This is a genomic window from Actinoplanes auranticolor (assembly GCF_018332655.1).
In the GTDB taxonomy this organism is placed as follows: domain Bacteria; phylum Actinomycetota; class Actinomycetes; order Mycobacteriales; family Micromonosporaceae; genus Actinoplanes; species Actinoplanes auranticolor.
The window spans coordinates 110026-127170 of record NZ_BOQL01000057.1; the positions used below are offsets into that span (position 1 = coordinate 110026).

Below are 17145 nucleotides of genomic sequence, written 5' to 3' on the forward strand. Positions count from 1 at the left end.
GGGTCCCGCATGCCTCGGCGTCGTCGCGACGACGACGGGTTCTCGCTCGTGGAGCTGGTCGTGACGATGGGCATCATGGCCGTGGCGATGGTGCTGGCCACGACCGCGATCGTGCAGGTCTACCGGACGGTTTCGGCCACGGAGACGCGCAGCGACACCCAGGCCGAACTCGGCCGCGCGTTCCAGCGTTTCGACCGGGAACTGCGCTACGCCTCCTGGATCGCCACTCCGAGCAGTCAAGGCTCCGAAACGGCCGGTCCCTGGTACATCGAGTTCGCCGGGCCCGACCCGGTGGACTGCTTCCAGCTGCGGCTCGTGGCCGGGGCGAAGGCCGATCAGGGCGTGCTGCGGCTCTACTCCTGGAAGAGAGGATCGCCGCCGGCGGCCGGGGCGACGGGGCAGAGCATCGCCTCACAGATCGTCACGACGGACCCGGCCCAGCCGAAGCCGGGCGAGGAGTCGGTCCGGCCGTTCTTCCGCAAGCAGAAGGTCGGCGACCCCAATCCCACCCCGGTGGTCCTGCCGAGCGCCGGAGCCGTCGGGGGCAACTTCAAGCCCGTCTTCCAGCGGCTCCAGATCCGCCTGACCACGCGCACGGGCACGGGCTACGCGCGTATCGACACCACGTTCACTGCCCTCAACACCACGGATGCCACACCAGCCACGAACGCCTGCAGCGAAGGGAGGCCGACCCCATGAAGAACCCGTTCCGGTTGCGCGGACCGCACGACGAGGGCTCGATGCCGCTCGCGATGCTGGTCACGCTCGTGGCCATGGGAGTCAGCGCGACGATCGTCCCTGTCGTGGTGCAGCAGTACACCACCACCCGGACGGCCGACGCCCGAACCGTGGCACTCAGCGCGGCGCAGGCCGGCATCGACGTGGCAGTGGGCCAGCTCCGCGCGGCCGGCACGACTGTGCCCGGCAAGGACACGCCGGTCGGCTCGCTGGAAGGCCTGCCGCCGTGCGACATCAGCGGGAGCCAGGACAGCGGAGGCCAGCGGGACACCGCTGCCCAGCAAGGTTTGATGTGGTATCGCATCAAGATCGCGTACTACGGCCTGCCCGACGATGCCACCGACACCACGCCGTCGCCCATGCCCTGCCCGCCGGTTGACGTACCGTCGACGGCAGTCCTGACCGTCACCGGAGGCGGTATCGCCCCCGCAGCCGGCAAGAAGCTCGAGGCGGGGGATCCCAGCACGCGCACCCTCGAGGCCACCTACACGTTCAAGGTCAACAACGAGAACATCACCGGTGGCGCGATCCAGCTCGCCACACCGACCACGCCCAATTCACTGTGCATGGACGGTGGCACAGACGCCTCACCAGCGAAGAACACCCCGGTCGCCATGCAGTGGTGCACGGCGGGGGGCAGCAGCGACCAGCGGTTCGCCTACACCACCGACCTCAATATCAAGTTGATCGGCTCGGAGCGGGGGGACGCGCCGGCCGGCATGTGCCTGGACGCACCGTTGCCCCACAAGACCGGCGACGCGGTGACGTTCCAGCCCTGCCTCGGCCGCTCGGCCCGGCAGCAGTGGAGCCTCAACAACAACGGCAACTTCCAGGGCACCTCGGATGGAGTGAACCTGGACAACTTCTGCGTCAACCTGGTCAACACCACGGGCCAGCCGGGCGCGCTCGTCATCGGTGGTTGCGGTGGCGTCAGCAACCGGAACGTGTTCCGGCCGCAGTCCGGGGTCGGCGCCGGCATGGCGTCGGGGGCCACTCGGCAGGTGGTCAACTACAAGCAGTTCAGCCGGTGCCTCGACGTCACGAACCACGACGCTGAGCGGAGCACGTACGAGATCGTGTGGTTCTGCAAGCAGGCGCCGGACGGCAACGTGTCCTGGAACCAGCAGTGGTCGCTGCCCCCGGTCTCGGTCGACCTGGCGACCGCGATCACGGAACGCATCCGCTCGTTCGGCTCTGGCAATCCGGGATACTGCCTGCGGACTCCGGACTCCATCTCGGGTTACGTGACCATGAGGCCCTGCCCGGTGGTCGGCGCCGGACCCATTCCGGAGCAGAACATGAAGTGGAAGGTCTTCGGCAACACCGGTGACTACACCACCAGCTACCGGATCGTGGACGTGAACGGCTACTGCCTCACCCCGACCGATCTGACGGTGACGAAGCCGGACACTCACGGCGACGGCACCGCCAAGGTGAAGGTCGCTCCCTGCACCTCCTCCGAGCTGCAGAAATGGAACGCGCCGCCGAACTTCAACAAGCCGCTGGTGCTCACCAACACCAAGGAACTTGCGATCAGCGCCATCAAGGTGAAGTGAGCTAGGGGATCTGCCAGACCGTCGTCGGGCCGGCCGAGGTGGGGCAGGCCAGGTACGGGCGGCGGACCGTGCAGCCGTACGGCGCCGCGGTCTGCATCGAGCCGACGGTGTGCACCGTGCCGTCGGCGGGGTCCGTGACCGCCACCCAGGTCCGGCCGAGGATCTTGTTGTCCGCGCGCAGCTCCAGCCCGCCGACCGCGAGCGTGTGGCCGAGCTTGCGCCGCACCGCCCCGGTACGCGCGTCGAGGATCGCCGACTCGGGGTCCTCCTGGCGGTCGTAGGCGAGCAGCACCCCCTCGCCCAGCCGGAACGCGTTGCTCCAGGCCGGGTCGGACCAGCGCACCGAACCGTCGCTGGGATCGAGCCCGCTCAGCCCGCGGCTGTCCGCGATGCACAGCACCGGCCCGCAGTCGTGCACGTACCCGGTCGGGCCGTTCTCGGTGCGCCACCGCCGGGCCAGGTCCGGCAACCGGTACGCGGTCAGCGAGGGCCGCCCCCGCTCGCGCCGCGACAGGTACAACTGGTCCCCGGACACCGTGACACCGACGAAGCCGGCCTGCAGTGTGTCGTCCAGCTCCGCCGGCAGCCGCACGCCCAGCTCGCCCGCGCCGAGCACCGACCCGTCGGCGAACTGCAGCGTGGTGACCCGGCCGTCGACCCCGAGCACCACGATCCGGTCGGGGTCGTCGGAGAACAGGTCGTCGTCGAGGATCCCGCCGACCCCGTCGACGGTCCGGCTCCAGATCGTCGCGCCGGTCCGCGCGGAGGCGAGCCGGAGCTCCGTACCCCCGCTCCCGCTGTCGATGCGCAGCAGCGCCCGGCCGCCGCTGAGGGTGATCACCGTGGCGTTCGGCTCCCGGAGGGTCCACAGGACCTTTCCCTCGGTGGCGTCGAGGAACGACATCCGCGGGTCGCTGCCGGAGCGGGCCAGCAGCACCCCGCCGTCGAGCGTCAGGTTCTGCACGTTGTGCGGCAGCGAGGTGGCCCACAGCTGCTCGCCGCCGGGCAGGGCGTAACGACGGAGGCCCGACTCACTGTTGGGGTTCGCGCCGAAACTGGCGGTGTAGAGCGCGTCCGGACCGAGCGTGAACGCCGCGGCCGCCGTACCCCCGGCCGCCAGGATGGGTTGCATGGTCCGGGCCGGCGGCGCGGCCGCAGCCGGTGTGAGCAGCGCCGCGACCAGCGCAGCGACGACCAGGACGGACCGCGGCGGGCGGAGCCGCGGGTGCGCTGACGCCGCGCCCGGATCCTGCGGCCGGGTCGCGTCGAGATCTATGAGCGGTACGGCGTCGGCCACGCGTTCAGCATGACGGTCAAAAGCGGCCATGGGTACGGTCCGCTGTCTCTCATCACTGTGGGTAGGCTGCCGGTATGTCTTACACGGTGCCGCCGACCCGCACGGCCGCGGTCGTCCAACAGCTCCGTAACGAGATTGTCACCGGTGAGTTACCGCCCGGGACGCTCATCAAGGACGCCGAGCTGGCCGCCCGGCTCGGTGTCAGCATCACGCCGGTGCGCGAGGCCATCGCCCAGCTCTCCGTCGAGGGTCTGATCGACATCGCCCCGAACCGCACCCGGCACGTCACCAAGATGACCCAGAAGAACGCCCTCGAGCTCATCGACGTGATGGGCGTGCTGGCCTGCGCGGGCTTCGAGTGGGGTGTGGAGAATCTGACCGCCACCCACATCGACCTGATGCGCCAGCGGCAGAAGGAGTTCGTCGAGGGCCTGCGCAGCGGCAACGTGCTGACGGCGGGCGCGGCAGGCGCGGACTTCAGCACCATCGTCATCCTGGCCAGCGGCAACCGCGAGCTGCAGTCCATGGTCGACCTGGTGGTGGCCCGTACGCTGCGCATCCTGGCGATGGGCGCCGAGAGCAACCTCTGGGACGTCTGGATCAACGGCCACGACCAGGTTCTGGAACACCTCGAGGCCGGCGACCCGGTACGGGCCCTGGAGCGCTACCGGCAGATCTACGCCGACTTCCGAGCCAAGATCGAGCCGTCCCTCTTCGCCGAGTAACAGCCGTCAGACCTCGGCCAGGCGCGGCAGCAGGGGGCCGAGCGCGTCCAGGGCGGGCCGGCGTACGGCATAGCGGGTGATCCCCCACCGCTCGCGGTGCTCCCGCACCGCGGCGACGATCTCCTCCGCCGTGCCCACCAGCACGAACGGCACCTGGCGCAGCTCGCCGACAGTCATCGCCAGCCGCTCGGCGTGCTCGGCGAGCAAGCCCGGCGCGTCGTCGGTGACCTCCACCAACTGCACCAGCGCCTCCAGCGTGGCGTCGCCGCCCGCGCGCGCCAGCGCCACCTGCGCGTCGATGTCGGTCAGCCGCCAGCGGGCCTCGTGCTGATGCCCGTCGGACTTGGTACGGCCGAAACCGGTCAGGCCGACGATGTCGGCGTGCTCGCCCGCCCAGCGCAGCAGCCGCGAGTTCGCCGTGCCGACGAGCAGCGGGATCCGGCCCTGCACCGGTCGCGGCTTCTCCAGCAGGGCGTTGAGCATGGTCAGCACGGGCGTGTCCACGGTGACCTTCTCCCCCGCCAGCAGCCGGGTGGTCGCCTCGGCGACGGCGATGCACCGGTCGACGCGGCCGCGCACGTCCGGGCGGACCTGGCCGATCGCGTCCCACTCGGCGGGCGTGTGGCCGGCGCCGAGGCCGAGCAGCGCGCGCCCGCCGGAGACGACGTCCAGGGTCGCCACGTCGGTCGCCAGCAGGATCGGCTCCCGGACCGCGGCATTGGAGACGTACGACCCGAGCTTGAGGGTCGTGGTGACCGCGGCCGCCGCGGCCAGCGCCACGAACGGTGCCGCGCAGGCACCGGGGTGGTCGGCGGCGAGCAGCGTGTCGAAACCGGCGGCCTCGGCGCGGCGGGCGAGGTCGAGCCACTCGGCGGCGTCGGTGGGCTGAGCCTGGAGCGCGAAGTCGGCCATGGCGCGATTCTGGCCCCCTCCAGGCCCGGGGCGCCGTCCCCCGGCAGCCGGTTTCGCTGTCGGCGTACCCGCCGGATGGCGGGGACTTTCCGCCAGTTGGCGCCCGGTGCCGCGGCCCCCGGGGTTCCATCCTGAGGACAGCGATCACCCGCTTGTGATCTCCTCGATACCAGGAGGCCCGCCCATGACGCTGTCCGTGGAGATGACGCCACCACCGTTCGACCCGGAGCTCGGCGCGGCTCTGCCGGCCATCGCCGCGATGATCCCCGCCGCCCTGACCGCGGACCTGATCCCCGCCCTGCGGGCCGGCGGCCCCCTGGGCAGTCCGACCGACGACGAGCTGCGCCGCGACGGCAGGTTCACCATCGAGGAGCGCGCAGTGCCGGGCCTCGACGGCGATCCGGACATCTCGCTGCTCATCCTCCGGCCGACCGCCGCCACCGGCACCCTGGGCTGCGTCTACTTCACCCACGGCGGTGGCATGATCCTCGGCGACAACCGCACCGGCGTGCTGGAGGCGCTGGACTGGGCCGAGGAGTTCGGCCTGGTCGTGGTCTCGGTCGAATACCGGCTGGCCCCCGAGACGCCGCACCCGGGCCCGGTCGACGACTGCTATGCCGGCCTGGTCTGGACCGCCGACCACGCCGGCGAGCTCGGCTTCGAGCCGGGCCGGATGATCGTGGCGGGCGGCAGTGCAGGCGGCGGGCTGGCGGCCGCCCTGGCCCTGAGGGCCCGGGACGAGGGCGGACCGGCGCTGGCCGGCCAGATGCTGATCTACCCGATGCTGGACGACCGCAACGACACGTACTCGTGCCGCCAGATGGCCGGCCGGGGCATCTGGGACACCACCGCCAACGACACCGGCTGGACGGCTCTGCTCGGTGCGGCGCGCGGCGGGCCGGACGTGTCCCCGTACGCGGCCCCGGCCCGGGCGACGGACCTGTCGAACCTGCCGCCGGCCTTCATCGACGTGGGCTCGGCGGAGACGTTCCGCGACGAGGACGTGGCCTACGCCAACCGGATCTGGCAGGCCGGCGGGCACGCCGAGCTGCACGTCTGGCCGGGCGCGTTCCACGGCTTCGACGCCACGGTGCCGCAGGCCGGGATCTCCCAGGAGGCGCGGGCGGCCCGGGTGCGCTGGCTGCACCGCCTGCTGGACGTCTAGCCTCGGGGAATGAAGGACCTCGCCGTCCGGCTGGCCGCGCTCGACGCCGACGCGGGCGCGGCGCTGCGGGTCATCGCGTACTTCGACAGCCTGGTGGAGTCCCGCGCCGGCCTGCAGTCGATCGTGCGCGGCGCGGCGGTGCTGGCCGACTGCCCGGCCCGCCTGAGCGACGACGAACGCCGGGTGCGGATCCGGGTGACGGCGGCCGGGGTGAACGCCTGGCGGGACGATCCCCCGGCGCCGGACTGGATGACCACCGCCGCGGGCACGGCGACCCTGTGGCTGGAGCGCGCCGGGTCACCGGGCCCGGTCGAGGCGATGATCCTGGAACGGGCGGCGGGCGCGGCGCGGGCGGTCCTGGACCGGACCCGCGGCCGCGCACCCGCGGCCGACCCGGCGTCGGCCGAGCTGATCGTGGACGCGTCGGCTCCTGCGGAGGTACGCCGGCAAGCGGCCCGCCGCCTGGGGCTGACGGATCCGGCGTACGCGATCGCCCTGCCGGCGGAGACCCGGGTGCGGTCCGGCCCGTTGCCGAAGCTGCCGGGCCGGGCCGGCATCGGCCCGGCAGCACCGATCCTGGGCCTCCCGGCGTCCTGGGCGGCGGCCAAGGTGGCGCTGCGCTTCGCGGCGGAAGGCACCGACGAGGACCCGGGCCCGCGGGTGGTGCACGCCGAGGAACTGGGCGCTCTGGCCCTGCTGGCCGAGCTGGGCGACCAGTCGGACGCCCCGGATGTGAAAGCCCTGGACCACACGGCAGCAGCGGCGCCCTGGATGCTGACCACCCTGCACACCATGGCGGCAAGCATCAGCCTGCGCGCGGCGGCGACAACGTTGCGGCTGCACCACTCCACGCTGCAGGACAGAATCACCCACGCGGAGCACCTGCTGGGCTGGAACGTCCGCACGCCGCAGGGCCGTCTGCGCCTGCAGCTGGCGCTCGCCCTGCGCCGGCTGCATCGGCACCCGTGATGGAGACGCAGCGCCTGACCGAGGCGACGCCTACGAAGGATCACTGAAAGTGCTGCGCCGCACGGGATTCCACCCGGTCGGCGACGTGACGCTTCCGGCCGCCCCGGCCTCGACCTGAGCCGGCTGCTCCCGGCTCGCTGAACACGAACACGCCCGCCAGTCTGGGGAGGCCGGAAGAGCCCCAGCGAGCGGCATCCCAATGACTGATCCGACAGCTACGTTCTCGGCGTTCGCGGCCTCCATCGCCGCTGTCCTGGCGGGGGTCGATCTGTATCTGTCGGGCCGCGCGCACGATGAGCAGACCGAGACGCTGACGAAGATGCGTCTGCTCACCACTCCGCCAGTGGTGGAGGCAGCCATGGGACTCCACGTGGCCGGCCACGCCTACGTCGATTTCGTCGAGTCGGCTCCGGAACCGGAACCCGAGGCACAACGCGTCGCGGGAGAAGAGGTGTGGCGAGCCCGCCGGACTCAAGACCGAAGTCTCATCGGCCACGCACACCCTTCTGTAGCTGCTCGATGGCGCGGGCGTCCCGCTGGGCCACAGTCGGGTCAATCCTCGGTTCGCGTCTCATGACGTCGCGCGCGACCAGCTCGCGGGCCGTTTGCCACCTCATGGGCTCATCGCCGATCACCGCGCTTCCGACGAGTTCGATATGCCGGGCCCGGCTTCCTCTGACCGGATCATGTTCGATGTCCGACACCTTGAAAAGGGCTTGGAAAGAGGCGAAGGAACGACCTTCGGTCAAGGCGGCCAGCTCCCGGAGGATGCGCCTGTCCCGCATCAGCAGCTCAACGGCACGCGTCCCGGTTCCATGCGTGCCGGACAGTGACAAGAGCGAGTGCCCCTGAGCCAGACCCTCAGCCGTCAGAAAGTTTCGCAGCCGCGTCACCAGCAGATAGTCGGTGCGCAGCCAGCCGCCCGTACCGGTCTCGGGCACGAACATCTCCGTCTCGGTGATGATTCTCCAGTTGCGCCGGGCCACCTCGCCCCGCCCCGGAACGTACCTGCGCGCCAGCGCGCCCTCCGGCACGTCAGAATAGTTGAGAACCATTCGGTACGGCAGGTCGACAGGCGAGTTCGCTTGTACGAGAGAATCGTTTCCCAGCTCCTCGCAGGTATACCCGAACGCGATGCGGGAAATGCCCTCGGAGGTCGGGCTGCCGATGAGAACGAGATTGTCGTCGAGCCGGGCATCGACGTGCGGGACGACATCGAGGGTTCCGCGTTCACGAGCGGTCCAGTAGTCTCCGCCGGCCGCGGCCACCAGCGCGTGCTGATTGTCCGGATGCATGGTGGGCGTTCCGGAGTACAAGAGGTGCACGTTGTCATGACGGTATAGAACGGCGTCACGCTGATGAAACCCGAGCAACCGCTTGGCTACCCGGATGTCGTCCCGTGCATTCTCCGAGCGTTTGATCCGACCACGAAGACGGCCGAGTTCTTCTGCCACTTCCCGGATCGCTCGCACGTGGGTCGCCACGGCAGTCGAAGCCGCCGTAGCGGTCACCGCGGCTCCGGCCGCCACCGCGATGATCGCCTGAATCTCCACGGCTCCACCTCCCACCATCCAGGCAACTCCAGAAAGTAGCTGAACTATGACGGACGGTACCGGTCGATGTCGATAGTCCGTAGCTGCTGAAGGGCGGCCGTCCACGCCGCGAAGTACAGCTCGCGGGGCACCTTGAACCACCTGGTGCAGGTGTTCGAGTCCGCACCTCGTCCCAGACCCCGCCCCCTCCGCGACGAAGACATGGTCGCCCTGCTCGGTCTCCTTCAACCACCCCCACGGCATGACGATCCCCAGCGACGGGACGGTGTAGGTGAGGTTGAGCCCGTACTCCCACGTCGAGAACTCGACGACGAGATCGCGCGCTTCGGGGAACTCGTCCACGCTGAAACCCGTCAGCCCGGACGAGAGGTAGTCGATGATCACCGGTTGCACTCCGGCACAACAGCAAAGGCCCGGACGTCTGTCCGGGCCTTGCGCAAGGGTGGAGCTGAGGGGACTCGAACCCCTGACCCCCACACTGCCAGTGTGGTGCGCTACCAGCTGCGCCACAGCCCCTTGCCTGTCCCCGGGATCTCCCCGGGCACTCACGGAATAGTACACACCTTCCGGGCCCCCTCGTGCGGAGGGGGCGGCATGCGTGTCAGTTCAGCGAGACGTCCGGGGGGAAGTGGGCCACCGCGGCCAGGATGTCGCCCTGGCGGCGCAGGACCATGGCCCACAGGTCGTCCGGGCGGCTCACGAACGGGTCTCCGGGCAGGGCGTCGAAGACGAACCAGGAGCCGGCCGCGATCTCCTCCTCCAGCTGGCCCGGGGACCAGCCCGAGTAGCCCGCGAAGACCCTGATGCCCGCCACGCTCTCGCGCAGGCGGTCCGGGTCCGCCGACAGGTCCACCGTGCCGAGCGCGCCGGCCACCTGGTGGAAGCCGGACACCCGCTTCTTCACCTGGGGGCGGGTGCGGGCCAGGCAGATCGCCGACTCGGGCTGCACCGGGCCGCCCTCGAACAGCACCGCCGGGTCGCCGGCCAGTTCGCCCCAGTTGCCCAGTACGTCAGCCACCGGGACCTCGGTCGCCCTGTTCAGCACCACGCCCAGCGCGCCGCCGGTCTCGTGGGCCACCAGGAGCACCACGGTGCGGTCGAAGTTCGGGTCTTTCAGGGTCGGGGTCGCGACCAGAAGCTGACCGGTCATCGACTCCATCGAGCGACCTCCGATGCGCTGCTCTTCACTGAACACGGCAGCCCCACCTTCGCCTCAGGAGGCCTTCGGTCAACGCCATGCTTGGACATTAGCCTGCGATTCCGGCCACCGATAAGGTCTGGCGCATGAACGAGCCACCCGCGGAGGCGGAGATCGGTGTCATCGGCGGGTCGGGCCTGTACGCCCTTCTCGACGGCGCGACCGAGCATCAGGTGTCCACGCCCTACGGTCCGCCGTCGGATCCGATCACCGTGGCCGAGGTCGGCGGGCGCCGGGTCGCCTTCCTGCCGCGGCACGGCCGGGATCACCGGTTCCCGCCGCACAAGATCCCCTACCGGGCCAACCTGTGGGCGTTGCGGTCGCTGGGCGTACGCCAGATCATCGCGCCCTGTGCCGTCGGCGGGCTGCGCCCGGAGCTCGGTCCCGGCACCTTTGTGGTCCCTGACCAGCTCATCGACCGGACCAGCGGCCGTGCACAGACGTTCTACGACTCGGGCGCCGTGCACGTGTCCTTCGCCGATCCGTACTGCCCGGACGGCCGGCAGGCCGTGCTGCGCGCCGGGGCCCGGATCGCTCCGGTCGACGGCGGCACGATGGTCGTCGTCGAGGGACCGCGGTTCTCGACCCGGGCCGAGTCGCGCTGGTTCACCGCGATCGGCGGCACGGTGGTCAACATGACCGGGCATCCGGAGGCGGTCCTGGCCCGCGAACTCGCCCTCTGCTACACGGCGATCGCCTTGGTGACGGATCTCGACGCCGGCGTGGAGGGCGACCACGGAGTCACCCAGGAGGAGGTCTTCTCCGTCTTCGCGGACAACACGGCCCGGCTGCGCGAGGTGCTCCTCGACGCGGTGCAGGCGTTGCCCGCCGAGCGCACGTGCGCCTGCGGCAGCGCCCTGGACGGGATCAAGCTTCCTTTCCCGCTGCCCTGATCGGGCTCAGATCCAGGACGTAGGAGTCGCCCTCCCGGCGGAAGCCGAGCTTGTCGTAGTACGGCGACACCATGCCCGGCGGAGTGACCACCGTCCGGCAGCCGCGTTTGAGGAAGAACTCGCTCTGCCGGTAGACGAACTCCCCGGGCGTGAAGTCGCGGTACCGCTGCGTCACGTAGTCCAGCTGAACGCGCGCCACGCCGTCGCCCGTGGCCGCGAACAGCACCACCCCGACCACCTCGTCGCCGTTGACCACCAGGAAGGCGGCGGTGTCCCCGTTCGCGGCGTCGGGGCGGAACCCCGGGTTGAAGCGCGCGATGTCCCGGCTGTGCAGCCGCAGCGTGTGCGCGAGGAACTGGTCGTCGTTACGAACCTCGACCACCTGGTACGCCTTCTCGTCGTGGCGGGAGGCGAGCATCTTGGCCAGGTACCAGACGTTGATCACCGCAAGGACCACGTTCAGCCCCACCATCGGCCACACCGCCAGCGCCGCGTTGAAGCCGATCAGCACAAGGCACCCGATCAGGTTCAACGCACGCAGGCGCAGCAGCCGCGTCTGCAGCAGGGACCACACGAGCAGGGCCGAGCCGGTCCAGCCGATCACGTCGAGCCACGTCATGTGCCCAGACTATGAGACGCGGGCGGGTCACCGGGTGAGCGTTCTCCCTTCCGGATCGGCCTGCGCGCCCGGGCTCGCGCTGCCGCCGGCGGTTTCGGCCCCTTCACCGGAGAACATGCGGTCCTCGTCCAGCGCCGAGGTCTGCACCACCAGGACGTCGCAGACCGCGTTGCGCACCACGCCGGCCGGCACGGACCCCAGCAGCTGACCCTGGCTCGCGCCCAGCCCCCGGCTGCCCACGACGATGAGGTTCGCCGGGTTGGCGCCGACCGCGTCGAGCAGGGCCTGCGCCGGGTCGCCGGCCACCGGCCAACATGATCGCGTTGCTGCCCTTGCCGCCGAGCAGGTGCTCGAAGATCCAGCCGAAGGTGACCGTTGGTCGGTCGACACTGGAGAGGAGACGACGGTGAGCACATGGAACCATCCATGGTCGGCGTCGACGGATCACCCGGCAGCCGCAAGGCCCTGACCTGGTCCGCCGCCGAAGCCGCGGACCACGGCGCCGACCTGGTCGTCGTGAAACGTCCGGGAACACACCCTGCTGCCCCCGGCGGGCAACGTGAGCGTGTCGGAGCGGTACGTCCCCGACCCGAGCCAGCGGACCGCCGACGATCTGCTCCAGGTCATCAAGGAGGAACTCGGCGACAACCCGGCGGTGCTGGTCAAGGCCCAGGTGAAGCAGGGCCGGGCGGCCAAGGTCCTGATCGAGGAATCCGCCGACGCCGACCTGCTGGTGGTGGGCGAACGAGGCCACGGCGGCTTCGCGGGGCTGGTGCTGGGCTCGGTGAGCCAGCACGTCGCCGCGTACGCGAAATGCCCCGTGACCGTGGTCCGCCAGGCCGGCTCCCCGCCTGGGTTCAGTAGGCGATCCGCCCCCGGCGGTCGTGGAACTCGCCGGTCGGGCCCTCTGGGCCGATCAACGCCAGCGCGACCGTGGCGTCGGTTCCCTCGGTGACGGTCTGGTGACCGTTGTGCTGGTTGAAGTCGGTGGCCGTGTAGCCGGGGTCGGTGACGTTGATCCGCATGCCGGGCAGGTTCTTGGCGTACTGCACGGTCAGCGCGATCACGGCGGCCTTCGAGCTCGGGTACGGGACCATCATGACCGGGAAGCAGTCGTCGTCCGGGTCGAGCAGGGCCCGCGGCCAGCCCAGCGCCGAGGCGACGTTCACGATCACCGGGGCCGGCGAGCGCTTCAGCAGGGGCAGCGCGGCCTGGGTGACCCGGACGAGGCCGAAGACGTTGGTCTCGAACACCGTGCGCATCGCGTCCACGTCCAGGTCGTCGACGGTCCACGAGGTGCCCGGGATGCCGGCATTGTTGACCAGGACGTCCAGCGCGGGCAGCGAGGCGATCGCCTCGTCGACGCTCTTCTGGTCGTTCACGTCGAGCTGGACCGGGATGGCGCCCAGCTCACGGGCGGCGCTCCCGGAGGCCAGGTCACGCATGCCGGCATAGACGGTGTGGCCCGCGGCGATCAGGCGGCGGGCGGTTTCCAGACCGAGGCTCTTGTTGGCCCCGGTCACCAAGGTTGTGGTCATGCAGCCAATCTGCGCGGCTGCGCGGCCGGACAACAGGCACCGTTGAACGGTGGGATCAGCAGTACCACCCTCGCGTCGCGATCTCGGCGCACCATGTGGCGCATGGACGAGTTCGCGCAGGTGCTGCGGGCATGGCGGGACCGGGTACGCCCCCAGGACGTCGGCCTGCCTCCCGGCCTGAGCCGTCGCGCGCCCGGCCTCCGCCGCGAGGAGCTGGCCCTGATCGCCGGGGTGAGCGTGGACTACATCGTCCGGCTGGAGCAGGGACGGGCCCGCCATCCCTCGCCGCAGCTGTTGACCTCGCTGGCCCGGGCGCTGCGGCTCACCGACGACGAACGTGACCACCTGTTCCGGGTGGCCGGGGCGGCCGTACCCTCGGTCGGGCACGTCCCGAGGCACGTCACGCCGACCGCGCAGCGGATGGTGGACCGGTTCCGCGACGCCCCGGTCGCCGTGGCCGTGCACACCGCCATCTACGAGCTGGTGTTATGGAATCCGCTCTGGGCCGCTCTGTTCGGCGACCCGTCCAGCCGGACCCGGCTGGAGCGCAATGTCGCCTGGCGGTACTTCACCGAGCGCTCGTTCCCGGTCACGCACACACCCGAGGACGAGGAGGCGTACGCCCGCGATCTGGTCGGCCACCTGCGTACCGCCATCGGCCGCTATCCGGACGATCCGGAGATCCCGCAGCTGATCGACCGGCTCATCAAGTCCTCCCCCGATTTCGCCCGGCGCTGGCGGCAGGGCACGGTCGGGGAACTACGCACCAGCCGCAAGACCGTGCACAACGACATGGTGGGCGACATCGTGGTCGACTGCGACACGCTCACCAGCGGGCCGGGCGACCAGACGTTCGTGATCATGACTGCCGCGCCGGGCTCCGAGGACGAGCAGAAGCTGGACCTGCTGCGGGTGATCGGGCTGCAGCAACTCCAGACCTGACCACGCCGCCGGCGTTGACATTGTCGCATGTTATGACTCAATCTGTTGAGACAAAGCTTGCGACATTCGGAGGTGGCGGCATGCCCGAGGTCGAACGGTGGTTGGCCCAGCACGGCTTGACCGACACCGAACCCACTCCACTGCTCGCCGCCCGGCTGGCAGCACGGCGGCGCGCCAAGATCATCGACAGTGTCCTGCTGGCGGCGTTCCTGCTCTGCGCGGCGCTCACGCACGCGTTGGGGCTGAGCGCCGACCACTCGTCCTGGCCGCTGGTGGTGCTGACGGCCTTGGTGGCCGCGTTGCTGGCGGCGCAGTGGCGGCTCGGCTGGGGGGTGCGGCGCGCCGACCGGCAGGCCGGGGCGCAGCTGTCCCGGCGGGTGGCCCACCCGGTCGAGCTGGGCTGGCTGGCGGTGCTGGGCCGGCCGTACGCCGTCTTCACGATCGCGACCTTCACCGGCGCAGCGCTGCTCGCGGTGAGCGTGCTGCCACGCCCGGACCCCAGCCTGCGCAACGGGGCCATCGTCGTGCTGATCAGCCTCGCCGGTGCCGGCGCCGGCACCGTCATGCAGTTGCGCCAGGTCCTGACGAGCCCGGCCGTGGCGGACGACGAAGCGTCACTCACGGCCGATGTCATCATGCGGGTCGAGGACGCCCGCGCCCTGGTCACCCCCAGCCTGGTCTGGACACTGCCGGCCATTTTCCTGTACGGGGATTCGCTCGGCTGGTGGAACGCAGTCTCCCTGGCCCTCGTGGTGGCGGGCGCCCTCGCACTGGCCCTGATCCACGTCCGCGCCACGGGCGTCGCCCCCACGGCTCGACGAGCCCTGGCCACCGGATGATCGTCATCGACGCGGCCTCACCGACGCCGCCGTTCGAGCAGCTCCGGGCCCAGCTCGCGAGGCAGATCCAGGACCGCTCGCTCGCCGTCGGCACGAGACTCCCGACGATCCGCCGGCTCGCGGCCGACCTCGGCCTCGCGGTGAACACCGTCGGCCGGGCGTACCGCGAGCTCGAAGAAGCGGGACTGATCGAGACCCGCGGACGGTCCGGATCATTCGTCTCGGCCGCCGGCGAGCAGGCCCGCGAGCAGGCCCACCGAGCCGCCCGCGACTACGCGGCGCTCATCGCCCGGGTAGGCATCGACCCCACCGAAGCAGTCCGCATCGTCGAAGCAGCACTGGGCCGCCCCTCGCTGCCATGACCACGTCGCGGACCTCAGGCCGCCCTGCCCTCGAGAAGCGGGAGGGTGAGCGCCGAGTGCTCGGGCCGCCCCTCGTCGGGCGGAAGGGAGTCCAGGCCACGCAACATCTCGTTGCGTTTGGCCAGGGCCTCCTCCGTACGCGGGAAGAGGGTCGAATCGCCTTCGCCGACCAGGTCCTGGTTCATCTCGACGAACGACCGGGTGGTGTTCTCGAAAGCCGCGAAGGCGGCTTCCTGGTCCGCACCGGTGGCCAGGGCGTCGGCCAGCATGTAGGCGCCCACCAGGCCCAGACTGGTCCCCTGTCCCGTCAGGAATGACGGGGCGTAGGCGGCGTCGCCGACCAGGGCGACCCGGCCGGTGGACCACCGGGGCATCCGGATCTGACTGATCACGTCGAAGAAGAGATCGTCGGCTGCGCGCATGGCGGCGACCATGCGGGGGATCTGCCACCCGTCGCCGGCGAAGACCGAGGCGACGAGCTCGCGTTGCGCTTCGGGGTCGCGGAACGCTTCGTACGGCGGCTCGTCCCTGGAGAAGGTGAGGAAGCCGTGCACGTTCCCGCTGTCGCCGGCCGCATAGACGGCCGCGCCCCGGCCCGGGCGGCTCCAGGCCAGGCCCTCGTGCGAGAGGCCGAGCTCGTTCGGCATGGTGAAACCGGCGAAGCAGTGGCCGAGGTACCGGTGAAACTGCTCCTCGGGCCCGAAGGCCAGGCGCCGGGTGTTGGAGTGCAGGCCGTCGGCGCCGACGACGAGATCGAAAGTACGCTGCGCCCCGCTGCGGAAGGTCACGTCGACGCCGTCCGGGCGCTGGTCGAGCGACCCGATGCTGTCGTCGAACCGGAACTCCACCTCGTCGCGGACCGTGGCGTACAGGATCTCGGTGAGGTCCCCCCGGGGGATCTCGATGTCCCGGCCCTCGACCCCGCGGACGACGACGTCCGGCTTGACCGAGGTGATCACGCTGCCGTCGGGGTTCAGGAAGGTGAGACGCCGCGTGTCGATGTGGGCCTCCCGCAGCTTCGGCAAGATCCCCATCCGGCGTACGACTTCCAGCGCGGTCCCGCGGATGTCGATCGGATAGCCGCCGCCGCGGGCCACGGCCGCCTTCTCCACGACCGTGACCTCGAAGCCGTATCGCCGCAGCCAGTACGCCAGTGTGGGACCAGCGATACTGGCGCCGGAGATGAGTACCCTGCTCATGACTTTCCTCCCAAGTAGCTACCTAAGGTATCTATCCCGGAACCATATACCTAACTTAGGTATCGAAACGAGCGTGATGACCGACACCACCAACGACGGAGAGTTCGATCTGCTGGCCGTGCTGCCCCGCCTGAGCCAGCTGGGCACGGTGATGAACCGAAGCCGGCTCATCGAGCGCGCCACCGAGAACGCCGGCGCCGACCTGGACCGCCCCGCGATATCGGTGCTGGTCACGCTGCACATGGGCGGCGGCCCGCTGCGGGTCGGCGAAATCGCCAAGCGGATGCAGGTCGTCGGCCCGCACGTCACCCGCCAGGTGCACGAACTGGAACGGCGCGGCCTGGCCCGCCGCATCCCCGACCCCCTGGACCAGCGGGCCCGGCTGGTCGAGCTGACCCCGGACGGAACGGCAGCGGTGGGCCGCTACATGAAAACCGTGCTGGGCCTGCTCGGCGACGTCCTCGCAGACTGGTCGCCGGAAGACCGCCGATCCTTCGGACGCCTCCTGGAACGCTTCGCCACCGACCTCACCACCCGCCTGCACACCCTGGACGACGAGTAGCCGAACCGACCCGACTCGAAGCCGACCCACCAAGCGAAACGACCGACCCGAACCGACCCGCCAAGCGAAACGACCCGA

19 protein-coding genes, 1 tRNA gene and 1 pseudogene are annotated in these 17145 nt (G+C 70.5%); 12 read left to right on the plus strand and 9 right to left on the minus strand.

All coding sequences use genetic code 11. The annotated features are described in order from the left end of the window. The first annotated feature begins 9 nt into the window (after positions 1–9). Both Aau02nite_RS33060 and Aau02nite_RS33065 read left to right on the plus strand, forming a co-directional pair. Positions 10–699, plus strand: a complete 690-nt coding sequence (locus tag Aau02nite_RS33060; RefSeq protein WP_212992526.1) for a PulJ/GspJ family protein — start codon at positions 10–12, stop codon at positions 697–699. Further along, complete coding sequence (locus Aau02nite_RS33065) at positions 696–2294, plus strand: RICIN domain-containing protein (protein WP_212992527.1); 1599 nt, start codon at positions 696–698, stop codon at positions 2292–2294. The genes Aau02nite_RS33060 and Aau02nite_RS33065 overlap by 4 nt, the downstream gene beginning before the upstream one ends. 1 nt (position 2295) lies before the next feature. Here Aau02nite_RS33065 and Aau02nite_RS33070 read toward each other — a convergent pair whose 3' ends face one another. Next, a complete protein-coding gene (locus tag Aau02nite_RS33070) occupies positions 2296–3591 on the minus strand; it encodes an outer membrane protein assembly factor BamB family protein (RefSeq protein ID WP_212992528.1) in 1296 nt (431 codons plus the stop codon). A gap of 74 nt (positions 3592–3665) precedes the next feature. Here Aau02nite_RS33070 and Aau02nite_RS33075 point away from each other — a divergent pair, with 74 nt between their 5' ends. Further along, positions 3666–4316 (plus strand): GntR family transcriptional regulator, encoded by a 651-nt coding sequence (locus tag Aau02nite_RS33075; RefSeq protein WP_212992529.1) that lies wholly within the window; start codon positions 3666–3668, stop codon positions 4314–4316. 6 nt (positions 4317–4322) lie between these two features. Here Aau02nite_RS33075 and Aau02nite_RS33080 read toward each other — a convergent pair whose 3' ends face one another. Then, positions 4323–5228, minus strand: coding sequence for an LLM class flavin-dependent oxidoreductase (locus Aau02nite_RS33080; RefSeq protein WP_212992530.1), 906 nt, complete (start codon positions 5226–5228; stop codon positions 4323–4325). 184 nt (positions 5229–5412) lie between these two features. Here Aau02nite_RS33080 and Aau02nite_RS33085 point away from each other — a divergent pair, with 184 nt between their 5' ends. Both Aau02nite_RS33085 and Aau02nite_RS33090 read left to right on the plus strand, forming a co-directional pair. Further along, on the plus strand, positions 5413–6393 hold the full coding sequence (locus Aau02nite_RS33085) for an alpha/beta hydrolase (RefSeq protein ID WP_246595618.1): 981 nt from the start codon (positions 5413–5415) through the stop codon (positions 6391–6393). A 9-nt stretch (positions 6394–6402) separates the two neighbouring features. Then, positions 6403–7362: a helix-turn-helix domain-containing protein gene (locus tag Aau02nite_RS33090; RefSeq protein WP_212992531.1), complete on the plus strand. Its 960-nt coding sequence runs from the start codon at positions 6403–6405 to the stop codon at positions 7360–7362. A gap of 485 nt (positions 7363–7847) precedes the next feature. Here the strand turns inward: Aau02nite_RS33090 and Aau02nite_RS33095 are convergent, their stop codons facing one another. The 3 genes from Aau02nite_RS33095 to Aau02nite_RS33105 form a co-directional block, all read right to left on the minus strand. After that, positions 7848–9299: a hypothetical protein gene (locus tag Aau02nite_RS33095; protein WP_212992532.1), complete on the minus strand. Its 1452-nt coding sequence runs from the start codon at positions 9297–9299 to the stop codon at positions 7848–7850. A gap of 59 nt (positions 9300–9358) precedes the next feature. Further along, positions 9359–9431, minus strand: a tRNA-Ala gene (locus Aau02nite_RS33100). A gap of 85 nt (positions 9432–9516) precedes the next feature. Then, positions 9517–10074, minus strand: a complete 558-nt coding sequence (locus tag Aau02nite_RS33105; protein ID WP_212992554.1) for a YqgE/AlgH family protein — start codon at positions 10072–10074, stop codon at positions 9517–9519. A gap of 125 nt (positions 10075–10199) precedes the next feature. On the opposite strand from Aau02nite_RS33105, the gene Aau02nite_RS33110 reads away from it, so the two are divergent. Next, positions 10200–11006: an S-methyl-5'-thioadenosine phosphorylase gene (locus tag Aau02nite_RS33110; RefSeq protein WP_212992533.1), complete on the plus strand. Its 807-nt coding sequence runs from the start codon at positions 10200–10202 to the stop codon at positions 11004–11006. Here Aau02nite_RS33110 and Aau02nite_RS33115 read toward each other — a convergent pair. After that, the gene (locus tag Aau02nite_RS33115) at positions 10981–11625 is read right to left on the minus strand and encodes a hypothetical protein (RefSeq protein ID WP_212992534.1); all 645 of its coding nucleotides are present in this window, start codon (positions 11623–11625) and stop codon (positions 10981–10983) included. The genes Aau02nite_RS33110 and Aau02nite_RS33115 overlap by 26 nt on opposite strands. Positions 11626–11652: 27 nt before the next feature. Beyond that, a complete protein-coding gene (locus Aau02nite_RS33120; RefSeq protein WP_246595619.1) occupies positions 11653–11931 on the minus strand; it encodes a universal stress protein in 279 nt (92 codons plus the stop codon). Between the two features lie 120 nt (positions 11932–12051). Here Aau02nite_RS33120 and Aau02nite_RS47930 point away from each other — a divergent pair. Together Aau02nite_RS47930 and Aau02nite_RS47750 are read left to right on the plus strand one after the other, a co-directional pair. Then, positions 12052–12132: pseudogene (locus Aau02nite_RS47930) on the plus strand (hypothetical protein); the annotation flags it as partial. Between the two features lie 58 nt (positions 12133–12190). Next, on the plus strand, positions 12191–12580 hold the full coding sequence (locus Aau02nite_RS47750) for a universal stress protein (protein WP_438841197.1): 390 nt from the start codon (positions 12191–12193) through the stop codon (positions 12578–12580). Here Aau02nite_RS47750 and Aau02nite_RS33130 read toward each other — a convergent pair. Beyond that, on the minus strand, positions 12483–13163 hold the full coding sequence (locus Aau02nite_RS33130) for an SDR family NAD(P)-dependent oxidoreductase (RefSeq protein WP_212992536.1): 681 nt from the start codon (positions 13161–13163) through the stop codon (positions 12483–12485). The genes Aau02nite_RS47750 and Aau02nite_RS33130 overlap by 98 nt on opposite strands. A 102-nt stretch (positions 13164–13265) precedes the next feature. Here Aau02nite_RS33130 and Aau02nite_RS33135 point away from each other — a divergent pair, with 102 nt between their 5' ends. The 3 genes from Aau02nite_RS33135 (at position 13266) to Aau02nite_RS33145 (ending at position 15306) form a co-directional block, all read left to right on the plus strand. After that, on the plus strand, positions 13266–14105 hold the full coding sequence (locus Aau02nite_RS33135) for a helix-turn-helix transcriptional regulator (protein ID WP_212992537.1): 840 nt from the start codon (positions 13266–13268) through the stop codon (positions 14103–14105). 80 nt (positions 14106–14185) lie between these two features. Beyond that, positions 14186–14944 (plus strand): hypothetical protein, encoded by a 759-nt coding sequence (locus Aau02nite_RS33140; RefSeq protein WP_212992538.1) that lies wholly within the window; start codon positions 14186–14188, stop codon positions 14942–14944. Then, positions 14941–15306, plus strand: a complete 366-nt coding sequence (locus Aau02nite_RS33145; RefSeq protein ID WP_212992539.1) for a GntR family transcriptional regulator — start codon at positions 14941–14943, stop codon at positions 15304–15306. The genes Aau02nite_RS33140 and Aau02nite_RS33145 overlap by 4 nt, the downstream gene beginning before the upstream one ends. Positions 15307–15320: 14 nt before the next feature. Here the strand turns inward: Aau02nite_RS33145 and Aau02nite_RS33150 are convergent, their stop codons facing one another. Further along, positions 15321–16505 carry an FAD-dependent monooxygenase gene (locus Aau02nite_RS33150; RefSeq protein ID WP_212992540.1) on the minus strand — a complete coding sequence of 395 codons (1185 nt, stop codon included), beginning with the start codon at positions 16503–16505 and terminating at the stop codon, positions 15321–15323. A 76-nt stretch (positions 16506–16581) separates the two neighbouring features. Here Aau02nite_RS33150 and Aau02nite_RS33155 point away from each other — a divergent pair, with 76 nt between their 5' ends. Then, entirely contained in the window at positions 16582–17067 is a 486-nt protein-coding gene (locus Aau02nite_RS33155; RefSeq protein ID WP_212992541.1) for a MarR family winged helix-turn-helix transcriptional regulator, read from the plus strand. The last annotated feature ends 78 nt before the right edge of the window (positions 17068–17145 follow it).